This is a genomic window from Nocardia sp. NPDC060259, from assembly GCF_042728775.1.
Classification (GTDB): domain Bacteria; phylum Actinomycetota; class Actinomycetes; order Mycobacteriales; family Mycobacteriaceae; genus Nocardia.
In genome coordinates this window covers 104537-123305 of the sequence record NZ_JBHXAY010000005.1, presented here as the reverse complement: position 1 = coordinate 123305, position 18769 = coordinate 104537, and the positions used below count along the sequence as shown (strand labels likewise).

Annotated in this window: 20 protein-coding genes; 8 read left to right on the top strand and 12 right to left on the bottom strand. The window is 67.0% G+C overall.

Annotated features, from left to right (window positions below; genetic code table 11):
- Position 1: 1 nt before the first annotated feature.
- The 4 genes from ACFWF2_RS04245 to ACFWF2_RS04230 form a co-directional block, all read right to left on the bottom strand.
- The gene (locus ACFWF2_RS04245; protein ID WP_379304473.1) at positions 2 to 1066 is read right to left on the bottom strand and encodes an ABC transporter substrate-binding protein; all 1065 of its coding nucleotides are present in this window, start codon (positions 1064 to 1066) and stop codon (positions 2 to 4) included.
- Positions 1067 to 1134: 68 nt separating this feature from the next.
- A complete protein-coding gene (locus ACFWF2_RS04240; RefSeq protein WP_379304471.1) occupies positions 1135 to 1938 on the bottom strand; it encodes an ABC transporter permease in 804 nt (267 codons plus the stop codon).
- On the bottom strand, positions 1935 to 2696 hold the full coding sequence (locus tag ACFWF2_RS04235; RefSeq protein WP_379077959.1) for an ABC transporter permease: 762 nt from the start codon (positions 2694 to 2696) through the stop codon (positions 1935 to 1937). The genes ACFWF2_RS04240 and ACFWF2_RS04235 overlap by 4 nt, the downstream gene beginning before the upstream one ends.
- Complete coding sequence (locus tag ACFWF2_RS04230; protein ID WP_379304469.1) at positions 2693 to 3487, bottom strand: ABC transporter ATP-binding protein; 795 nt, start codon at positions 3485 to 3487, stop codon at positions 2693 to 2695. The genes ACFWF2_RS04235 and ACFWF2_RS04230 overlap by 4 nt, the downstream gene beginning before the upstream one ends.
- A gap of 246 nt (positions 3488 to 3733) precedes the next feature.
- Here ACFWF2_RS04230 and ACFWF2_RS04225 point away from each other — a divergent pair, with 246 nt between their 5' ends.
- Positions 3734 to 4753: an alpha/beta hydrolase gene (locus ACFWF2_RS04225; RefSeq protein WP_379304467.1), complete on the top strand. Its 1020-nt coding sequence runs from the start codon at positions 3734 to 3736 to the stop codon at positions 4751 to 4753.
- A 59-nt stretch (positions 4754 to 4812) separates the two neighbouring features.
- On the opposite strand, the gene ACFWF2_RS04220 is transcribed toward ACFWF2_RS04225, so the two are convergent.
- The 5 genes from ACFWF2_RS04220 to ACFWF2_RS04200 form a co-directional block, all read right to left on the bottom strand.
- Positions 4813 to 5472 (bottom strand): TetR/AcrR family transcriptional regulator, encoded by a 660-nt coding sequence (locus ACFWF2_RS04220; RefSeq protein ID WP_379304465.1) that lies wholly within the window; start codon positions 5470 to 5472, stop codon positions 4813 to 4815.
- A 97-nt stretch (positions 5473 to 5569) separates the two neighbouring features.
- Positions 5570 to 5911, bottom strand: a complete 342-nt coding sequence (locus tag ACFWF2_RS04215; RefSeq protein WP_379304463.1) for a DUF3349 domain-containing protein — start codon at positions 5909 to 5911, stop codon at positions 5570 to 5572.
- An 11-nt stretch (positions 5912 to 5922) separates the two neighbouring features.
- Positions 5923 to 6204, bottom strand: coding sequence for a hypothetical protein (locus tag ACFWF2_RS04210; protein ID WP_379304461.1), 282 nt, complete (start codon positions 6202 to 6204; stop codon positions 5923 to 5925).
- A 12-nt stretch (positions 6205 to 6216) separates the two neighbouring features.
- Positions 6217 to 7392 (bottom strand): anion permease, encoded by a 1176-nt coding sequence (locus tag ACFWF2_RS04205; protein ID WP_379304459.1) that lies wholly within the window; start codon positions 7390 to 7392, stop codon positions 6217 to 6219.
- A gap of 64 nt (positions 7393 to 7456) precedes the next feature.
- Positions 7457 to 8974, bottom strand: a complete 1518-nt coding sequence (locus ACFWF2_RS04200; protein ID WP_379304457.1) for an ATP-dependent DNA ligase — start codon at positions 8972 to 8974, stop codon at positions 7457 to 7459.
- A gap of 94 nt (positions 8975 to 9068) precedes the next feature.
- Here ACFWF2_RS04200 and ramB point away from each other — a divergent pair, with 94 nt between their 5' ends.
- Positions 9069 to 10475 (top strand): acetate metabolism transcriptional regulator RamB, encoded by a 1407-nt coding sequence (gene ramB / locus ACFWF2_RS04195; RefSeq protein ID WP_379304455.1) that lies wholly within the window; start codon positions 9069 to 9071, stop codon positions 10473 to 10475.
- A 15-nt stretch (positions 10476 to 10490) separates the two neighbouring features.
- Here ramB and ACFWF2_RS04190 read toward each other — a convergent pair whose 3' ends face one another.
- On the bottom strand, positions 10491 to 10736 hold the full coding sequence (locus ACFWF2_RS04190) for a ribbon-helix-helix protein, CopG family (protein WP_379304453.1): 246 nt from the start codon (positions 10734 to 10736) through the stop codon (positions 10491 to 10493).
- Between the two features lie 19 nt (positions 10737 to 10755).
- Positions 10756 to 11100: a hypothetical protein gene (locus ACFWF2_RS04185; RefSeq protein ID WP_379304451.1), complete on the bottom strand. Its 345-nt coding sequence runs from the start codon at positions 11098 to 11100 to the stop codon at positions 10756 to 10758.
- A 237-nt stretch (positions 11101 to 11337) separates the two neighbouring features.
- On the opposite strand from ACFWF2_RS04185, the gene ACFWF2_RS04180 reads away from it, so the two are divergent.
- Entirely contained in the window at positions 11338 to 11709 is a 372-nt protein-coding gene (locus ACFWF2_RS04180; protein WP_379304449.1) for a hypothetical protein, read from the top strand.
- A gap of 25 nt (positions 11710 to 11734) precedes the next feature.
- Here the strand turns inward: ACFWF2_RS04180 and ACFWF2_RS04175 are convergent, their stop codons facing one another.
- Complete coding sequence (locus ACFWF2_RS04175; RefSeq protein ID WP_379304447.1) at positions 11735 to 13564, bottom strand: acyl-CoA dehydrogenase; 1830 nt, start codon at positions 13562 to 13564, stop codon at positions 11735 to 11737.
- A gap of 286 nt (positions 13565 to 13850) precedes the next feature.
- On the opposite strand from ACFWF2_RS04175, the gene urtA reads away from it, so the two are divergent.
- The 5 genes from urtA to urtE all read left to right on the top strand — a co-directional run bounded on the left by urtA (position 13851) and on the right by urtE (position 18760).
- The gene (gene urtA / locus ACFWF2_RS04170) at positions 13851 to 15101 is read left to right on the top strand and encodes an urea ABC transporter substrate-binding protein (protein ID WP_379304445.1); all 1251 of its coding nucleotides are present in this window, start codon (positions 13851 to 13853) and stop codon (positions 15099 to 15101) included.
- Positions 15102 to 15174: 73 nt separating this feature from the next.
- Positions 15175 to 16059, top strand: a complete 885-nt coding sequence (urtB, locus tag ACFWF2_RS04165) for an urea ABC transporter permease subunit UrtB (RefSeq protein WP_379304443.1) — start codon at positions 15175 to 15177, stop codon at positions 16057 to 16059.
- A 73-nt stretch (positions 16060 to 16132) separates the two neighbouring features.
- Positions 16133 to 17266: an urea ABC transporter permease subunit UrtC gene (urtC, locus tag ACFWF2_RS04160; RefSeq protein WP_379304441.1), complete on the top strand. Its 1134-nt coding sequence runs from the start codon at positions 16133 to 16135 to the stop codon at positions 17264 to 17266.
- A complete protein-coding gene (urtD, locus tag ACFWF2_RS04155) occupies positions 17263 to 18075 on the top strand; it encodes an urea ABC transporter ATP-binding protein UrtD (protein ID WP_379304439.1) in 813 nt (270 codons plus the stop codon). Before urtC ends, urtD begins: the two co-directional genes overlap by 4 nt.
- Entirely contained in the window at positions 18068 to 18760 is a 693-nt protein-coding gene (gene urtE / locus ACFWF2_RS04150) for an urea ABC transporter ATP-binding subunit UrtE (RefSeq protein WP_379304437.1), read from the top strand. The genes urtD and urtE overlap by 8 nt, the downstream gene beginning before the upstream one ends.
- Positions 18761 to 18769 lie beyond the last annotated feature (9 nt).

Sequence of the window (18769 nt, the reverse complement as noted above, 5' to 3'; positions counted from 1 at the left end):
CCTACTTCAAGCCCGGGTTCTCCGCGTACACCTCGCGCAGGACCGACAGGTCGAACAGCTGCTCGGCCTTGATGTCGATCTTCGCGGTGCGCAAGGCTGCGATGTTCTGCTCGATCAGCGCGTCGGTCATCGACAGCAGGCCGTCGGTCCTGGTCGTTGCCGACACGACCAGGTCGTTCTGCGCTATGGCCTCCTTGGTCTGCTCACCGAGCTCGAGCTTCTGGTCCTTGCCGTAGACCTCGACGGCGAGCCTGGCCGACTCGGCCGGATCGGCGACGGCATCGCGCCAGCCCTTGATCTCGGCGATCAGGAACGCCTTGAGTTTGTCGCGCTCGTTGTCGATGGTCGACTGGGTGACCGTCAGCGTCTCCGCGACCAGCGGCAAGCCGAAATCGGCGAACAGGAAGTTCTCGTTCGCGAAGCCCTTGGCCGCCAGGGTGATCGGCTCGTTGGTCACATAGCTGACCCAGCCGTCGACCTCGCCGTTGGCCAACGGCGTCGGATCGTACTGGGCGGGCACCACCGTCACCTCGCCCGGCGCGATGCCGTTCGCGGCCAGCAGGGCGCTGAAGATCAGCTGGTTGGTGTCCTGCACGCCGATCTTGCGGCCCTTCATATCGGCGGGTGATGTGATCGGCTTGCCTGCCGAGCTGACAATCGCGAACGGATTCTTCTGATAGGTCGCGCCGACGATCTTGGCGGGTAGCCCCTCCAGGATCGCGGGCGCGGTGGTCTGCGGCGCGGACAGGCCGATCCACACCTTGCCGGTGTCGAGCCCTGCCTCCACCGAGGTACTCGCCGCGCCACCCGCGATGAGATCTACCGCACCGAATCCCGCATCCTTGAAGTATCCCTTCGAATCGGCGAAATACTCACCCGCGAATTCGATGTTCTTCAGCCACGACAACTGCACCGCGACCTTGCCGTATTTCGAACCGTCGTCGGTCGAACCGTTCGGAGAACTGCCCGAACCGCCACCGCAGGCGGCGAGCAGACCTGCCCCACCGAGCGCGGCGCCGGTCAGCGCGGAATAGCGGAGAAAGGAACGACGGTCGATACTGTTCATGCGCCGAATGTAGTTTCGGTGCGTTTCGTTCTCTTTGCGTCTGCGTTCCGCCGCTATTCCCGCCCGGACTACGCCTTACCCGCGCTCGGCCCGAACCGCGCGAGCACCAGATTCTCGATCACGCCGACGAGCGCGTACAGCAGCACCGACACCACGGTCACCACCACGATCGACGCCCACAGCCGGTTGTACTGGAACATCGGAATGGCGCGCACCAGACTCGCGCCCAAACCCGTTCCACTACCGAGCCATTCACCGAGCAACGCGCCGATCAACGCACCGGGCACCGAGACGCGCGCCGCGGCGAACACCGAGGGCAGCGCGGCGGGGACCGCGACCATCCGCAGCCTGGTCCAGCGCGAGCCACCGTAGGCCGTCACCAATTCCATTGCCTGCCTTGGCGCCTCGCGCAGACCGGTCATGATCATCACCAGCGCCGGGAAAAACACCACGATCGCGGTCAGCACCGCCACCCCCGCCGTGCCGCGGCCGAAGACCAGCACCACGATCGGGCTCAACGCCACCAGCGGCACCGATCGCAGCAGCATCGCCACCGGCATGAACGTCTGCTGCACAGCCGAATACAGCACGAACAGCGCAGCCACCCCCAGCGCGCCGAGCATGCCGACGGTGAAGCCGATCGCGGCGTCGCGCAGGGTGATCGTGAGGTCGTCGAGAATCGCCTGCCGGGCGGTCCCGGCACCCGGCGCGGTCACCAGGTAGCGCCAGATGTCCGAGGGCGTCTTGCCGACCCTCGGCCCGATCTGCGGGAACGCCCGCAGGAACAGCGACCAGATGATCAGCAGCAGGATCAGCGAGGTCGCCAGCGGCAACAGGAACCGGCCGATCCGGCGCAGCACGGTGGCCGTCATCGCCCCTCCTCCGCGGTCGCCGTCCACGGCGTGATCAGTCGCGCGGCCACCGCGACCAGCAGATAGCCGAGCCCGGCCAGCGCGGCGGCGGCCAGCGCCATGCCCCAGGTGCGCGGCACGTTGTAGGCGGTCTGCGCGGCCGTCAGCGCGACCCCGATCCCGCTGTCGACCCCGCCCAGATACTCGCCGATGATCGCGCCGAGCACCGCCGACGGCGCGGCGATCTTCAAGGCGGCGAACGTATTCGGCAGCGCCGCGATCGCCTGCACCCGGTACAGCTGCTGCCAGCGCCCGCCACCGTAGGCGCGCACCAGGTCGAGGCTCGCCGGATCGGCCGAGCGCAAGCCGGTGACCGCGCCGACCATGGTGGTGAAGAAGCAGTACATGGCGGCCAGGAACACCGTCGGCGTGCGGCCGCCGAAAACCACCAGGATGATCGGGCCCAGCGCCACCAGCGGCGTGCAGTAGCTCAGGATGGCCAGCTGGGTGGCAAGCGGCTCGATCCGCGGGATCAGCATGATCAGCGCCGCGATCCCGATCGCGAGCGCGTTGCCCCAGAGGAAACCCTGGAGCGCGCCCGCCGCGGTCACCTGGAAGTTCGGACCGTACAGCCCCCAGCCGTCCGACCACATGGTCGACAGCACCCGCCACGGCGTGGGAATCGTGCCTCCGGCCACCCCGGCCGCGGCCAGGATCCACCACAGCGCGATCAGCGCCGCGACGCCGAGGGCACCGGCGACCCGCTGCGCGCCACTCATGCCACGCTGCCGCGCCCGAACAGCAGCTCGGACAGGTAGTCGCAGAGCTTGTGGAATTCCGGGGTTCGCATCATCTCGGGCGTGCGCGGCCGGGGCAGATCGATCTCGACCACCTCGAGCACCCGCCCCGGGCGCGGGCTCATCACAGCCACCACATCGGAGAGGAACACCGCCTCGCCGATGCCGTGGGTGACCATCAGCGTCGTCGCGGGCTTCTCGGTCCAGATGCGCAGCAGTTCCAGGTTCAGCCGCTGCCTGGTCATGTCGTCGAGCGCGCCGAAGGGTTCGTCGAGCAGCAGCACCGACGGCTGTACCACCAGCGCCCGCGCGATCGAAACCCGTTGGCGCATTCCGCCGGACAACTGCGCGGGCTTGGCCTTCTCGAACCCCTCCAGGCCGACCAGCGCGATCAGCTCGGCGATCCGCTCCGGTTCGGCGGGCAGCCCGGCCACCTGCAACGGCAGCCGGATATTCGACTCGACGCTGCGCCACGGCAGCAGCGCCGAATCCTGGAAGGCGATCCCGAGCTGATGACCGCCGCGCAATTGTTCCGGCGTCTGCCCGTTGATCCGGGCGTTGCCCGCGCTCGGCGCGTCCAGGCCCGCCAGAATCCGCAGCACCGTCGATTTGCCGCACCCCGACGGGCCGAGCAGGGACAGGAATGCCCCGGTCGAGGTCTGCAGATCGACCGAGTCCAGCGCCTCGACGGTATTGCGGCCTGCCCGGAAGGTCTTGCTCAACCCGGTGATATCGATCCCGGTTGTAACGCTGCCGGGGATTTCCTTACCCATGCTCGTTACCATAAGAGTGGCTGGTTGCGGCGGTATTTCCGATTCGCAGGCAGTATTGCGCGGCCGTTAACCGTGCTCGAGGTCACTGACAATTCTGCACCGGTAACGATTATGTCCCGCCGGAGGACATAGAGTGTCGGAGGATCTGACAGCCCAACGGCCGTCGAGCGCATACCGCTCGGCCGACGGGGGAAACACTGCGATGACGGGGCCGACAGGGCCCGTGGACTGGGAACCGACTGTTCGATGAAGCTCTCTGCACTACGTAACGTGGCCGCCCTGCGCACCACCGCCGTGGCTCTGACTGCCGCCCTGTCGGTGGCCGTGATCGCCGCAGGCGGCGCCGCATCCGCCGAGCCCGAGAAGCCCTCTGCCGTGTCGTCCGTCGTCAAGGACGGTCGCACCTGGCATCTGAAGGTGTACTCGGCGGCGATGAAGAAGGACATCACCATCGACGTGCAGCGGCCTGTCGACGAGTCCAAGCCGGCGCCCAACTTCTACATGCTCAACGGCCTCGACGCCGGCGAGGGCTCCGCGAGCTGGTCCGCGCAGACCAACGCGCTCGGCTTCCTCGCCGACAAGCAGGTCAATGTCATCCAGCCGATCGGTGGCCGTGGCAGCTACTACACCGACTGGAAGCAGGAAGACCCGCGGCTGGGTCTGAACAAGTGGACCACCTTCTTCACCCAGGAGCTGCCGCCGCTGCTCGACGCCACCCTCAACTCGACCGGTCTCAACGCGCTGGCCGGGCTGTCCACCTCCGGCACCTCGGTGCTGCAGCTGGCCGAGGCCAAGCCGGGGCTGTTCAAGTCCGTCGCCGCCTACAGCGGCTGCGCGCAGATCGCCGACCCGATGGGCAAGCAGGCCGTCAAGTTCTCCGTGGAGACCTGGGCGGGCGGCAAGACCGCGAACATGTACGGCGCCGACAACGACCCGGCCTGGGTCGACAACGACCCGGTCGTCAACGCGGAGAAGCTGCGCGGCACCAACCTCTACATCTCCAGCGGTAGCGGCATGCCGACCAACGCCGACGTCGCGTACTACCTCAACGGCTCGCCCGGCCCGATGGGCGTGGTCAACCTCGGCCTCGGTATCGGTATCGAAGCGGCGACCAACGCGTGCAGCCAGAACCTGAAGGCCAAGCTGGACTCGCTGGGTATCCCGGCGACCTACCAGTTCACCCCGATGGGCACCCACTACTGGCCGTACTGGGAGCAGGCGCTGCACGAGTCGTGGCCGCTGCTCGCCCAGGGCATGGGTATCTGATTCAGCGAACACCCGCAAACGGGAGGCATCCGATCGGATGCCTCCCGTTTCGCGTTCGGTCAGGTCGGCAGTGCCGACGGCCGGACCGAGAGCCCGGACCGGATGAAATAGGCGATCTCGTCGCAGATCTCGTCGACCGAAATCGCGTCGCCGGGAACGGTCGCGTGCACCATCTCCTGGGCCAGGGAATTCACCGCGCCGATCAGGGCGAGCGTGAACAGGTGCACACTGCGCGATTCCGCTTCACCGCGCGCGGCGGCGCGCTGCGCTTCCCTGGTGAGCAGGCCGGAGACCGACCGCCGTTGCATGCGCCGCCATTCCTCCACCGCCGGGCTCACGCCGACCACCTCGACATAGAACACCCGGGCGGCGCGCCGGTCGCGGCAGGTCACCGCGAGAAAAGCACGGAAGCTCTCCACCACGCGCACCACCAGCGGCTGCTCGCTTGCCCGTTCCAATGCCTCGTCGACGCGGTGCAGCGCGGCGGTGTTCAGCCGGTCGACCAGCGCGATCAACAGCGCTTCGCGACTGCCGATGTCCTCGTAGAAACTGCGGGTCGACACATTCGCCGTCGCGCACAAGCGCTCGATCGATGTCGACGCATAACCCTGGGTACCGAATAGTTCCAGCGCCGCGTCGGTCAACCGGTTGCGGCGCATGGCTACTCGCTGCTGACGCGACAATCCACCGTAACTACGACCACTATCGGTTTCATTCACACGCCGAACCACCCGTGAATGCTAGCGCGCAACCGCCGGGCATCCGGGCGAATCGAAAACTGTCCAGGTCATGAATTCCACTGGCACAGCGGAATTGTCAGCCCTCGCTGTCATCGAGTGGCTCGGCCAGCGGCCAGCCACCGGCCGCCAGATGCGAGGCCACTCGGGAGACGTCGTCGGGATCGGGCTGCTCTTTGGCGAAATCGGCGATCGCCGCTTCGATCTCGGCCTGACTGATGGATTCCCGATTCGGGTTGGCCTCGATCAGCTTCTCGCCGACCACCACCACCTCGTAGTCGGTGAGGTGCCGATGCAGCACCGCGAACAACGCGACATAGTCCGATTGCGGGATACCCTGCGGATATCCGGCGCGCAGCCAGCCGAGGACGCGCGAGAGCAGGTTCGGCCGGACGGCGGGGTGGGGGGACGGCTCTGTCATCGAGTCCTCGCTCATGCTTGACCGAACAGATGAATACCGAACTGGTGGGCGATGAACGCCTTGGCGGTGAACAGGATTCCGGCGATCACCACGGTGACGATGATGACCAGGCAGATCAGCGCGCCCGCCAGTGCCGGGTAGTTCCGGCGCACGCGGCCCTGCGGGTCCACCGTCTCGGCATTGGCCCACCAGCGCACCGCGAAGGCGAACACGGCGGGCACGCCGGCGCCGAAGACCAGCGCGGCCAGCACCACTTCCCACAGTGAACTCAGATTCGTGATCACGGTATGCACGTTCGCTCCCCTCTACCCGGCGTGGTTCTGTTCGATCGACGACTGCGGCGGCGCACCGTCGGGCCACTCGTTCACATTGTGGGTGCCGACCGGGTCACGCCGCGACCGCAGATAGATGCCGAGCGCACCGAAGATCAGGATCCCGAAGACGACGAGGACACCGGGCAGGCCACCGATGAAGTGCGCGATCGCCCAGCAGATCGCGCCGACGACGCCTGCCATCGGCAGCGTCAGCAGCCAGGCCACGGCCATCCGGCCCATCACCCGCCACCGCACCTCGGCGCCCTTGCCGATGCCGGTGCCGAGGATCGAGCCGGTCGCGGTCTGGGTGGTCGACAGCGGCAGGCCGAAGTGCGCGGAGGTGAGGATGATCGCCGCCGAGGTCGACTCCGCCGCGAGACCCTGCGGCGACTCGATCTCGACCAGGCCCTTGCCCAGCGTCCGGATGATCCGCCAGCCGCCGAGGTAGGTGCCGAGGGCGATCGCGACCGCACAGGCCGACATCACCCACAGCGGCATGTGGTCGTCCTTGTCGAGCGAGCCGTAGGCGACCAGCGCCAGGAAGATGACGCCCATCGTCTTCTGCGCGTCGTTGGTGCCGTGGGCGAGCGAGACCAGCGACGCCGACCCGATCTGGCCCCAGCGGAAGCCCTCGTTCGACTTGTCCTCGTCGATGCCGCGGGTGATCCGGTACACCAGGTAGGTGGCGATGGCGGCGACCAGCGCGGCGATCACCGGGGCGAGAATCGCGGGGATCACGATCTTGATCAGCACGCCTTCGGAGCCCGACACCCAGATCACGCCGCTCCAGCCGAGCGCGGCGATCGTGGAGCCGATGAGCCCGCCGAACAGGGCGTGCGAGGAACTCGACGGCAGGCCGAGCAACCAGGTCAGCAGATTCCACAGAATGCCGCCGACCAGGCCGGCGAACACGATGACCAGCAGATCTTGTCCGCCCACCTCGTTCAATTGGACGATGCCCTTGGCCACAGTCGCCGCCACCGATACCGACAGGAAAGCGCCGATCAGATTCAGCACGCCGGAGAGCGCCACCGCCACGCGCGGCTTCAAGGCACCGGTGGCGATCGAGGTCGCCATGGCATTGGCCGTGTCGTGGAATCCGTTGGTGAAGTCGAATACGAGAGCTGTGGCGATGACGATCAACAGGACCATTAGTTCGGCGCTCACCCGAACAGTGTGTCGTATGCCCGCACCGGATTGCCAAACCGTTGCGGGAAAATCCCCCGCCGGGTCAGCCGGCCGCCCCCAGCGCGCGGACCGCGTCGATCGTGTCAGCCTGCGCGGGTTCCTTGTCCGGCCGGTATCGGAGCACTCTGGCGAACCGCAGGGCGACGCCGCCGGGGTACCTGGTGCTGGTCTGGACGCCGTCGAGCGCGATCTCGACGACGAGTTCGGGGCGCAGGAACACGGCGTGACCGTCGGTGTGCGTCTGGTAGCGCGGGAACTGTTCGGTCTGCCAGCGCAGCAGCTCGTCGGTGAGGCCCTTGAAGGTCTTGCCGACCATCACCGGCTCGCCCGTCTCCGGATCGAGGGCGGCCAGGTGCAGGTTCGACAGGAATCCGGTGCGCCTGCCGTACCCCCACTCCGCGCCGATCACCAGCAGGTCGAGGGTGTGCGCCGGTTTGATCTTCTGCCAGGACTTGCCCCGCCTGCCCGCCGCGTACGGCGCGTCGAGCGACTTGACCATCACGCCCTCGTTGCCGACCGCCAGCGCGTCGTCGTAGTACTCGGCGGCGGCCTCGGCATCGGGCGCGACGAGCGCGGGAATGCTGTGCTCCCTCGCCACCCGCTCGAGCATGGTGCGGCGCACGCGCAGCGGCTCGTCGAGCAGGTCGACGCCGTCGAGGTGCAGGCAGTCGAAGAAGTAGGGGTGCAGCAGCAGTTCCCTGGTGTCGCCGACGGTGGCGAACCGGCTCATCGTCTCCTGGAACGGACGCGGGCGGCCCGCGTCGGTCAGCGCCAGGGTCTCCCCGTCGAGAACCACGCTGGTGCAGTCGAGGCCCGCGACCAGCTCGACCAGCTCGGGAACGCCCGCGGTGATGTCGCGCAGGGTCCTGGTGAACACCCACACCTGCTCGCCGCTGCGGTGCACCTGGATGCGGGCGCCGTCGAGTTTGTGTTCGACGCTCACCTGGGTGCCGAGTTCGGCCAGCGCCTCGTCCAGCGAGCCGCCGGGTGACGCGAGCATCGGCGCGACGGGCCTGCCGACCTCGAGCCGGAACGCGCTCAGCGCCGCCTCGCCGCCGGTGACCGCGGCGGCGGCGGTCGCGGGCAGCTGCCCGGACAGCATGTGCGCGCGCCGCACCACCTCGACCGGGATGCCGGTGGACTCGGCCAGCGCTTCGACGACGACCGCGGTCAGCGCGCCTTGGCGGAGTTCGCCGGTGAGCAGCCGGATCAGGAAGGACTGTTCGTCCGTTGTCGCGGCCGTGAACAGCGACGTCAGCAGTTCGCGCCTGCGCAGGGTCGAGCCGGTGCCGCTGAGCCCGGTCAGCTGCGAGAAGACATCGTCGACCGCGCCGACGGTGAGGTGCGCCGCCGCGCTCGGCGGCGTGTCCAACCCGGCCACCGTGCGCCAGCCCGCCCCGATCCGGCCCTGCACCAGCTCACCGGACAGCCAGGCCACCACGGTCCCGATTTCCTGCGGGCTCGCGGCAGCGAAGAGCTCGGCCAGCGCGGCGATCTTCGCCTTGCGCGACCGGGTCGCTCGCACCGCCGCCGAGGCCGCGACGACATCGCTGAACAGCACTCGACGACCGTAACCCGGCGGTGTGACACATCGCTCAGCCCACGCTGTTAAGAATCCATTGGCAAGGCTGCGAAACCGCCCATAAACTGGACATATGGCCAAGACCTATGTCGGTGCGCGGCTGCGCCAGCTGCGCACCGAGCGCGGGCTGAGCCAGGTCTCACTGGCCCAGAAGCTGGAGATCTCGGCCAGCTATCTCAACCAGATCGAGCACGACGTGCGCCCGCTCACGGTGCCGGTGCTCAAGCGGATCAACGAGGTCTTCGGGGTCGACCCCGCCTTCTTCTCGGCCCACGACGACACCCGGCTCATCGCCGAACTCCAGGAAGTCGTGATGGACGCCGAGCTCGGCATCGAGGCCGACACCCAGGAGATCGCCGACATGGTCTCGGCGCATCCGAGCATGGCGCGGGCCCTGGTCGCCATGCACAACCGGTACCGCAACACCAGCGCCCAGCTGGCCGCCGCCACCGAGGACCGCTTCTCCGACGGTTCCGGCAGCGCCGCGATCAGCAAGCCGCACGAGGAAGTGCGCGACTACTTCTATCAGCGCCAGAACTACATCCACGAACTCGACACCGCGGCCGAGGACCTGACCGCCCGCATCCGCTTCCACGGCGGCGAGGTGAGCACCGAGATCGTCCGGCTGCTGCGCTCGCACGGCGTGCGCATCGTCGAGCGGATCGACCTCGGCGAGGGCGTGCTGCACCATTTCGACCCCGAGACCAAGCAGCTCGAGATCTCCCCGCACCTGTCCGGCGGGCAGCGCACCTTCAAACTGGCCGCCGAGCTCGCCTACCTCGAGTGCGGGCCGCTGCTCGACAAGCTGGTCGAGGAGGGCAATTTCGCCTCCGACGCCTCGCACAAGCTGGCCATGCTCGGCCTGGCCAACTACTTCGCCGCGGCGACGGTGTTGCCCTACACCCACTTCCACGAGGTGGCCGAGGACTTCCGCTACGACATCGAGCGCCTGTCGGCCTTCTTCTCGCAGAGTTACGAGACCATCTGCCACCGGCTTTCGACCCTGCAGCGGCCGAGCCTGCGCGGCGTCCCGTTCTCCTTCGTCCGCGTCGACCGCGCGGGCAACATGTCGAAACGCCAGTCCGCCACCGGTTTCCACTTCTCCGCCAGCGGCGGCACCTGCCCGCTGTGGAACGTCTACGAGACCTTCGCCTACCCCGGCAAGATCATGACCCAGATCGCCCAGATGCCCGACGGCCGCAAATACCTCTGGGTCGCCCGCACGGTCGAACGCCGCGCCACCCGCTACGGCCAGCCCAGTAAAACCTTCGCCATCGGCCTCGGCTGCGAACTCCGCCACGCGGGCCGCGTCGTCTACGCCGACGGCATCGACCTGGGCGAAGCCACCGCCACCCCCATCGGCGCGGGCTGCCGGGTCTGCGTCCGCTCCAACTGCCCCCAACGAGCCTTCCCACCCCTGGGCAAGGCCCTCGACATCAGCGAACACCGCAGCTCGGTCTCCCCCTACCTGATCAAATAGCCCGCACCAGGCGACTCACGCACTGAGCGGGTGACTCGCCAGATATTCGGCCACCGCCCGGCGCAGTATGTCACTCGGCGTTGTTTCCGCCGCATCGGCATAGGCGGCCAGGCGCGCATCCAACTCTGCGGGAAGTCGCACGGTCCGCACCGGACTGTTTCCACCACGCGTGCCCCCCACCGGGCGGCCCATCACCAGCTCGGGCCCCACTTCGATCGGGCCGACCACCGCGTAGTCGCCGTTCTCGAACTCGGCCGCCATCGCTTCATACTCTTCAGGGCTACGCCTTGCCATCACTGGATCTCCGTTCCGCTTCATGCGCCCGTTGCGGCCGCTGCCGGACATTTGTCGGCAGCTCGAGACCGGAAAGCGCGCACACCTCCGCAGCCACCCTCGCGGTGAGTCTCATCGCGTGAAACACCTCCCAACTGACGTCCTCGACGTTCTCGGCTACAACCTCGAGCCACGGCTCGTTCTCCAGCCGCCCGACGAAAACGAACACGAATGCTTCCGGGGCCGTCCTCGATTTCACCGCGTATCGCAGGGCCGGATACGAGATGATTGCGCGAATCTCGTCTTCCAGGATGCCGTGCTTCAACGCAGATTGGTTGACGTGGATCCGCACTGTTTAAGTGTATGACACTTACCCGCCGAGTGCCATCACCGGGGCAAGGGCCGACCAAGAAGGCATCTCCTCCGGGATGGCCGAAATCACCTCTGCTCGCCTCAGGTGGGCCGTCGCGGCACCGCTATCGGATCGAACGGCCGGACAAGGGGGCTACCGTCCGCCGCGTAAACGCGGAATCATAGATTGCGCAGAAACCGCAACAACCTCTCGGACGCCGAAAGTCAGGAGGCGTCGATGCAGATCCCATCGCGACGAGTAGCCCGAATCGCTGTCGGCGTCCCCTTCGCTCTGGCCGTTTCGCTGTCCGGCGTGGATGCGCACGCACAGGATTCGAGCCGGATCACCGTGATCGAGACCGAGTACTCGATCACCGTGTCCAGAACCAATGTCCGGGCGGGTAACTACACCCTCGATGTGCGGAACAACGGCGGAACCCGCCACGACCTGGTCATCGCGGGCCCCGGCGTCGATTCCCGCACCCCGGCGCTCGAGGCAGGCACCAGCAGCGAACTGAAGGTCACCTTGCGGTCGGGCACCTATGCGCTCTGGTGTTCCGTCGGCAAACACCATTCGCTCGGAATGCGCTCCAGCATCTCGGTCTCCTGACCGCGGGCCCCGACTCCAGGTGAGGTCAGAAGGCTTCCTCCGGGACGGCCATGATGTCGTTGTCGAGGGTGGCGAGGATGTTCTTGGTCGCGGTGAGTTCGGGGAGGACGTTCTTGGCGAAGAAGCTCGCGGCGGCGATTTTGCCCTGGTAGAAGGGGCGGTCTTTGGGGGTGGCCTCGGCGGCGAGGGCGGCGGCGGCGATGTCGGCCTGGACGAGCAGGCGCCAGGCGATGAGGAGGTCGCCGACCGACATCAGGAAGCGGACAGAGCCGAGGCCTACCTTGTAGAGCTCGGTGGGGTCGGTCTGGCCCGCCATGGCGTAGCCGGTGAGGGTGGCGCCCATGGCGGCGATGTCGGCCTGGGCGGTGCGCAGCAGGGCGCGTTCGGTGCCGAAGCGGCCGGAGTCGTTGTCCAGGTAGGCGGTGATCTTGGCGTTCACGTGGGCCAGAGCGGCGCCACGATCGCGAATGATCTTGCGGAAGAAGAAGTCCTGGGCCTGGATCGCGGTGGTGCCCTCGTAGAGGGAGTCGATCTTGGCGTCGCGGATGTACTGCTCGATCGGATAGTCCTGCAGATAACCGGAGCCGCCGAGGGTTTGCAGTGACTCGGTGAGCAATTGGTAGGCGCGCTCGGAACCGACGCCCTTGACGATCGGCAGCAGCAGATCGTCGACGCGATGCGCGAGCTCCGGCTCGGCGCCCGAGACCAGCTGCGCCACATCCTCGTTCTGATGCGCGGCGGTATACAGATACACCGCGCGCAATCCCTCCGCGTACGCCTTCTGCATGGCCAGCGACCGCCGCACATCGGGGTGATGGGTGATGGTCACCCGCGGCGCGGCCTTGTCCGACATCTGCGTCAGATCCGCGCCCTGCACCCGGGTCTTGGCGTACTCGAGCGCGTTCAGATACCCGGTCGACAGCGTCCCCGACGACTTCACGCCCACCGTCATCCGCGCGTTCTCGATCACCTTGAACATCTGCGCGATGCCGTTGTGCACGTCACCGACCAGCCAGCCCTTGGCGGGCACCGAGGTGCCACCGAAGGTGAGCTCGCAGGTCGGCGAGGACTTGATCCCCATCTTGTGCTCGATGCCGGTCACATACACACCGTTGCGCTCGCCGAGTTCCAGCGTCTCGGGATCGAAGAGGAACTTCGGCACATAGAACAGCGACAGCCCCTTGGTGCCCGATCCGGCGCCTTCGGGCCTGGCGAGCACGAGGTGGAACATATTCTCGGCCACGTCACCGACGTCACCACCGGAGATGAACCGCTTCACCCCCTCGATATGCCACGACCCGTCGGGCTGCGGCACGGCCTTGGCGCGGCCCGCGCCCACATCGGACCCGGCATCGGGCTCGGTGAGCACCATGGTCCCCTGCCAGCCGCGCTCGAAACCACAACGCGCCCAGCGTTTCTGCTGCTCGGTGCCGATCCCGTAGAGCACCGAGCCCATCAGCGGACCCATGTTGAAGAAGCTGGCCGAGGGATTGGCGCAGATGACGAGCTCGTTGATGGCCCACATCAGCACGCTCGGCGCGGGGGTGCCGTCCATGCCCTCCGGCATGCCGAGCCGGTACCAGCCCGCTTCGTGCACCGCGTCGACCGTCTTGCGCAGCGACTCGGGCACCGTGATCTCGAAGGTCTCGGGGTGATAGACCACCGGATGCCGGTCGGCATCGGCGAACGAATCCGCGATCGGGCCCTCGGCCAGGCGCTTCACCTCGTCGAGGATCTGCCGCGCCGTATCGGAGTCCAGGTCGCCGTAGGCGCCGGTATCGAGGAGTTTGTCGAGATTCAGCACCTCGAAGAGGTTGAACTCGATATCACGTAGGTTCGCCTTGTAGTGCCCCATCGAGCCTCCTCGACTGACCACACACGGCCCGATAGCCGCGTGATTCGGCTGTTCGACGTCTACGAATTCGAAGCGTGCCGCACCGTGGCATCCCTACGCAACCGTAGGCACGCCACCGCCCTGATGATTTGTTCACACGGATGAAACAGACGAAACGGACACGTGACCGAGAGATATTCCGGTGCAACATGTTCCATCTACCGTTCCGCTCACGAATACAGCCGCTGTATACAACTCGGTGTACATCCGTTATCCGGGGCAGCGGTGGCGATGAGGAGAACCGCCCATGTCTGATTCCCGTTTGGTCAAGGCACTCACGGTGCCCGCCGCGGTGGCCGTCGCAGGCCTGTTGCTCACCGGCTGCGGTGCGCGTGACGACGCGTCCACCGGCTCGAACGCCGTGTCCTGCGTCGACACCACCAAGGACACGATCAAGGTCGGTTCGCTGCACTCACTGTCGGGCACCATGGCCATTTCCGAAGTCACCGTGGCCAATTCGACCAAGCTGGCGATCGACCAGATCAACGCCGCAGGCGGCGTGCTCGGCAAGAAGATCGAGATCGTCCTCGAGGACGGCGCATCGGACCCGAAGACCTTCGCCGAGAAGGCCGAGAAGCTGATCAGCTCCGACTGTGTCGCGGCGGTGTTCGGCGGCTGGACCTCGTCGAGCCGCAAGGCCATGAAGCCCAAGTTCGAGAACCTGAACTCGCTGCTCTACTACCCCGTGCAGTACGAGGGCCTGGAAGACAGCAAGAACATCTTCTACACCGGCGCCACCACCAACCAGCAGATCATCCCCGCGCTGGACTACCTGAAGCAGAAGGGCATCAAGTCCCTCTACCTGGTCGGCTCGGACTACGTCTTCCCGCAGACCGCCAACCGCGAGATCAAGGCCTACGCCGCGGCCAACGGCATCGAGATCAAGGGCGAGGACTACACCCCGCTCGGCTCGACCGACTTCTCCACCATCGTCAACAAGGTCCGCAGCGCCAAGGCGGGCGCGGTGTTCAACACCCTCAACGGCGACTCCAATGTCGCGTTCTTCCGGGAGTACACGAACGCGGGCCTGAAAGCCGCTGAGATGCCGGTGGTTTCGGTGTCGATCGCCGAGGAAGAGGTCGCCGGTATCGGCGCGCAGAACATCGCGGGCCAGCTGACCGCCTGGAACTACTACCAGACCGTCGACTCCCCGGTGAACAAGAAGTTCGTCGCCGACTACAAGGCCGCCTTCGGCGCCGACAAGCCCACCTCGGACCCGATGGAGGCCGCCTACGCCTCGGTCTTCCTGTGGAAGAACACCGTCGAGAAGGCCAAGTCGTTCGGCGTGGCCGACGTGCAGGCCGCCGCCGACGGCGTCAGCTTCGAAGCGCCGGAGGGCACCGTCACCATCGACGGCTCCAACCACCACATCACCAAGACCGCCCGGATCGGCGAGATCCGCCCTGACGGCCTGATCTACACGGTGTGGGATTCCGGCAAGGCGATCACCCCGGACCCGTACCTGAATTCCTACGACTGGGCCAAGGGCCTCAAGTAAGCAGCCCGAAGGTGTGGGACGCGGCGTCGACGGCGCGTCCCACACCGCCCGTCTTTCCAAGGAGTCCGCTGCAATGGACGTGCTGATCGGCCAGCTCTTCACGGGGTTGAGCCTGGGATCCATTCTTCTGCTCGCCGCACTCGGCCTCGCGCTGACCTTCGGTCAGATGGGCGTCATCAATATGGCGCATGGCGAGTTCATCATGGCCGGCTGCTACACCACCTACGTTGTGCAGCAGGTCTTCTCGTCGGCGGGCGTCTCGCTGGTCGTGTCGCTGTTGCTCGGCTTCCTCATCGGCGGCCTGCTCGGCGCCGCGCTGGAAATGGGCCTGATCCGCTACATGTACGACCGTCCGCTGGACACACTGCTGGTCACCTTCGGTGTCGGGCTGGTACTCCAGCAGGCCGCGCGGGACATCTTCGGCGCACCCGCCAAGAACGTGCTCGTGCCCGAATGGCTCAGCGGCGGAATCACTATCGCCGGTGCCGTGGTGCCCAAGACCCGCATCTTCATCCTGGTACTGGCGATCGTCGCGGTGACCGCGCTGGCCGCCGTCCTCAAGGCCACCCCGATGGGCAGGCGTATTCGCGCCGTCGTGCAGAACCGTGGACTGGCCGAAACCAGCGGTATATCCAGCAGATTCACCGATGTCAGCACGTTCTTCATCGGCTCCGGGCTCGCCGGCGTCGCCGGCGTGGCGCTCACCCTGATCGGCTCGACGAGCCCGACCATCGGTCAGAGCTATCTGATCGACGCGTTCCTGGTGGTCGTGATCGGTGGCCTCGGCCAGATCAAGGGCACGGTGATCGCGGCGTTCGCGCTCGGCCTGCTCAACTCGTTCATCGAATACTCGACCACCGCGTCCATCGCGAAGGTGATCGTGTTCGTGCTGATCGTCATCTTCCTGCAGGTCCGCCCGCAGGGTCTGTTCACCGTGCGGACGAGGAGCCTGGCATGAACGGTCAGCGGCCGGAGGCGGCAGCGCAGTGTAACCACGCAGGCCGCCCGGTCATGCCAGAAAGGACGCAGTCATGACCGCACTCACCGAACGCCTCAGGGCGTACCCCCGGCTGACCCCGCTCGCCGGCTTCGCCATCGCCGCCTTCCTGCTGTTCGCGGTGGCCCCGGCGGTCCTGAGCGACTTCCGGCTGAACCTGCTCGCCAAGTTCCTCTGCTTCGCCATCGTGGCGGCGGGCATCGGATTGGCGTGGGGCCGTGGCGGAATGCTCACCCTGGGCCAGGGCGTGTTCTTCGGCATCGGCGCCTACATCATGGCCATGCACATGCAGCTCGCCGACGCCGCTCGCCTCGGCAACGACGTCCCGGAGTTCATGGAGATCTCCGGCATCAGCGAACTGCCCGGGTTCTGGCAGCCGTTCGCCTCAGCGCCGATGGCCATCCTCGCCATCCTGGTGCTGCCCGCGCTGGTGGCCGCCGTGCTCGGCTGCGGCGTGTTCAAGCGCCGGGTGCGTGGCGCGTACTTCGCCATCCTGAGCCAGGCGCTGGCCGCGGCGCTGGCGATCCTGCTCACCGGCCAGCAGGCCATCGGCGGCTTCACCGGCCTGTCGGACTTCCGCTCCTTCTTCGGATTCCGGCTCTCCGACCCCGTCAACCGCCAGATGCTGTTCTTCATCGCCGCCGGCACGCTGCTGCTGGTCGTCGCGCTGATCCGCCAGCTCAACCGCAGCCGCTACGGCGAACTGCTGGTCGCGGTGCGTGACGCGGAGGAGCGGGTGCGCTTCCTCGGCTACGACCCCGCCAACATCAAGATCGTCGCCTATGTGGTTGCGGCGTTCCTGGCAGGCATCGCGGGTGCGCTGTTCACCCCGATCGTCGGCATCATCTCCCCCGCCGACATCGGTGTCGTCCCGTCGATCGCCTTCCTCATCGGTGTCGCGATCGGTGGCCGCACCACGCTGCTCGGCCCGGTCCTCGGCGCGATCGGCGTCGCCTGGGCGCAGACCTCGCTGTCGGAGTCGTTCCCGTCTGGCTGGACCTACCTGCAGGGCGTGCTGTTCATCGTGGTCGTCGGGTTCATCCCCGCCGGCCTGGCCGGGCTGTGGCCGCTGTTCAAGGGCTGGTGGCAGAGCCGGAAACCGGAGCCGACCCCGGTGCCCGCCGAGCCCGCCGCCGTCGTCACCGAGGAGAAGGTGCAAGCGCGATGACCACACACGAGCCCAAAGCGGGCGGCAACGCGGGCATGCACAGCGACTATCTCGAAATCCGCGGTCTCTCGGTGAGTTTCGACGGCTTCAAGGCGGTCACCGATGTCGACCTGACGGTGCTGCAAGGCGACCTGCGGTTCCTGATCGGCCCCAACGGCGCGGGCAAGACCACCCTCATCGACGCCATCACCGGCCTGGTCCCGGCGACCGGCTCGGCGCAGAAGTCGGGCACCGAACTGCTCGGCAAGAAGGTGCACCAGATCGCCCGCCTCGGCGTCGGCCGCACCTTCCAGACGGCGAGCGTGTTCGAACAGCTCAGCGTGCTGCAGAACCTCGACATCGCGGCGGGCGCAGGCCGTTCGCCGCTGTCGCTGCTGCGCGCGCGCACATCGGTGCTGCCCAGCATCGAAGAGGCCTTGGAGACAACGGGTCTCACCGCGCTGCGGGACAAGCCCGCCGGTGTGCTCGCGCACGGCCAGAAGCAGTGGCTCGAGATCGGCATGCTGCTGGTGCAGAACGCCTCGGTGCTGCTGCTCGACGAGCCGGTGGCAGGCATGAGCGCCGAGGAGCGCGAGGAGACCGGAAACCTGTTGCGCCGCATCGGCGGTGACCGCGTGGTCGTCGTCGTCGAGCACGACATGGACTTCATGCGGTCCTTCGCCACCTCGGTCACCGTCCTCGCGGGCGGCAAGGTGCTCAGCGAGGGCAGCGTCGAAGAGGTGCAGACCGATCCGAAGGTGCAGGAGGTCTACCTCGGCACCGCATCACTCGCCGAGGACGAGACGAACAAGGAGTCGGCCGATGCTTGAACTACACGACATCCACTCGGGATACGGGCGCACCGAGGTGATCCATGGCGTCAGCCTGACGGTGCCCGACGACAGCGTGGTCGCCATCATGGGCCACAACGGCGCAGGCAAGACCACCCTGCTGCGCACGGCCGTCGGCCTGCTGCCGACCAAGTCGGGAACGATCACCTTCGACGGCGAGAAGATCACCAAGCTCTCCCCGTCACAACGGGTCAAGCGTGGCATCGCCTACGTGCCGCAGGGGCAGCAGAGTTTTCCCCAGCTGACCACCGCCGAGAACCTGCAGGTCGTCGCGGACGGGCGCAAGCGCGGCAAGGCGCTGATCGAGGAATCGCTCGCGCTGTTCCCCGCGCTGCGTGAGCTACTGACCCGCAAGGCCGGGCTGCTCTCCGGCGGTCAGCGGCAGCAGCTGGCCATCGCGCGGGCCCTGATCACCGAGCCCAGGCTGCTCATCCTCGACGAGCCGACCGAGGGTATCCAGCCGTCGGTGGTCGCCGAGATCGAGCGCACCATCATCGACCTCACCCAGCGCGGTGGGCTCAGTGTGCTGCTGGTCGAGCAGCACATCGGCTTCGCTCTGCAAGCCGCCCAGCACTATTACGTGCTGCATTCGGGCCATCTCGGCTCGTCGGGCGAGGGTGGGGCCGGTGCGGAATCCGCGGTCCGCGCGGCGATGGCGATCTGAACGCAGGCC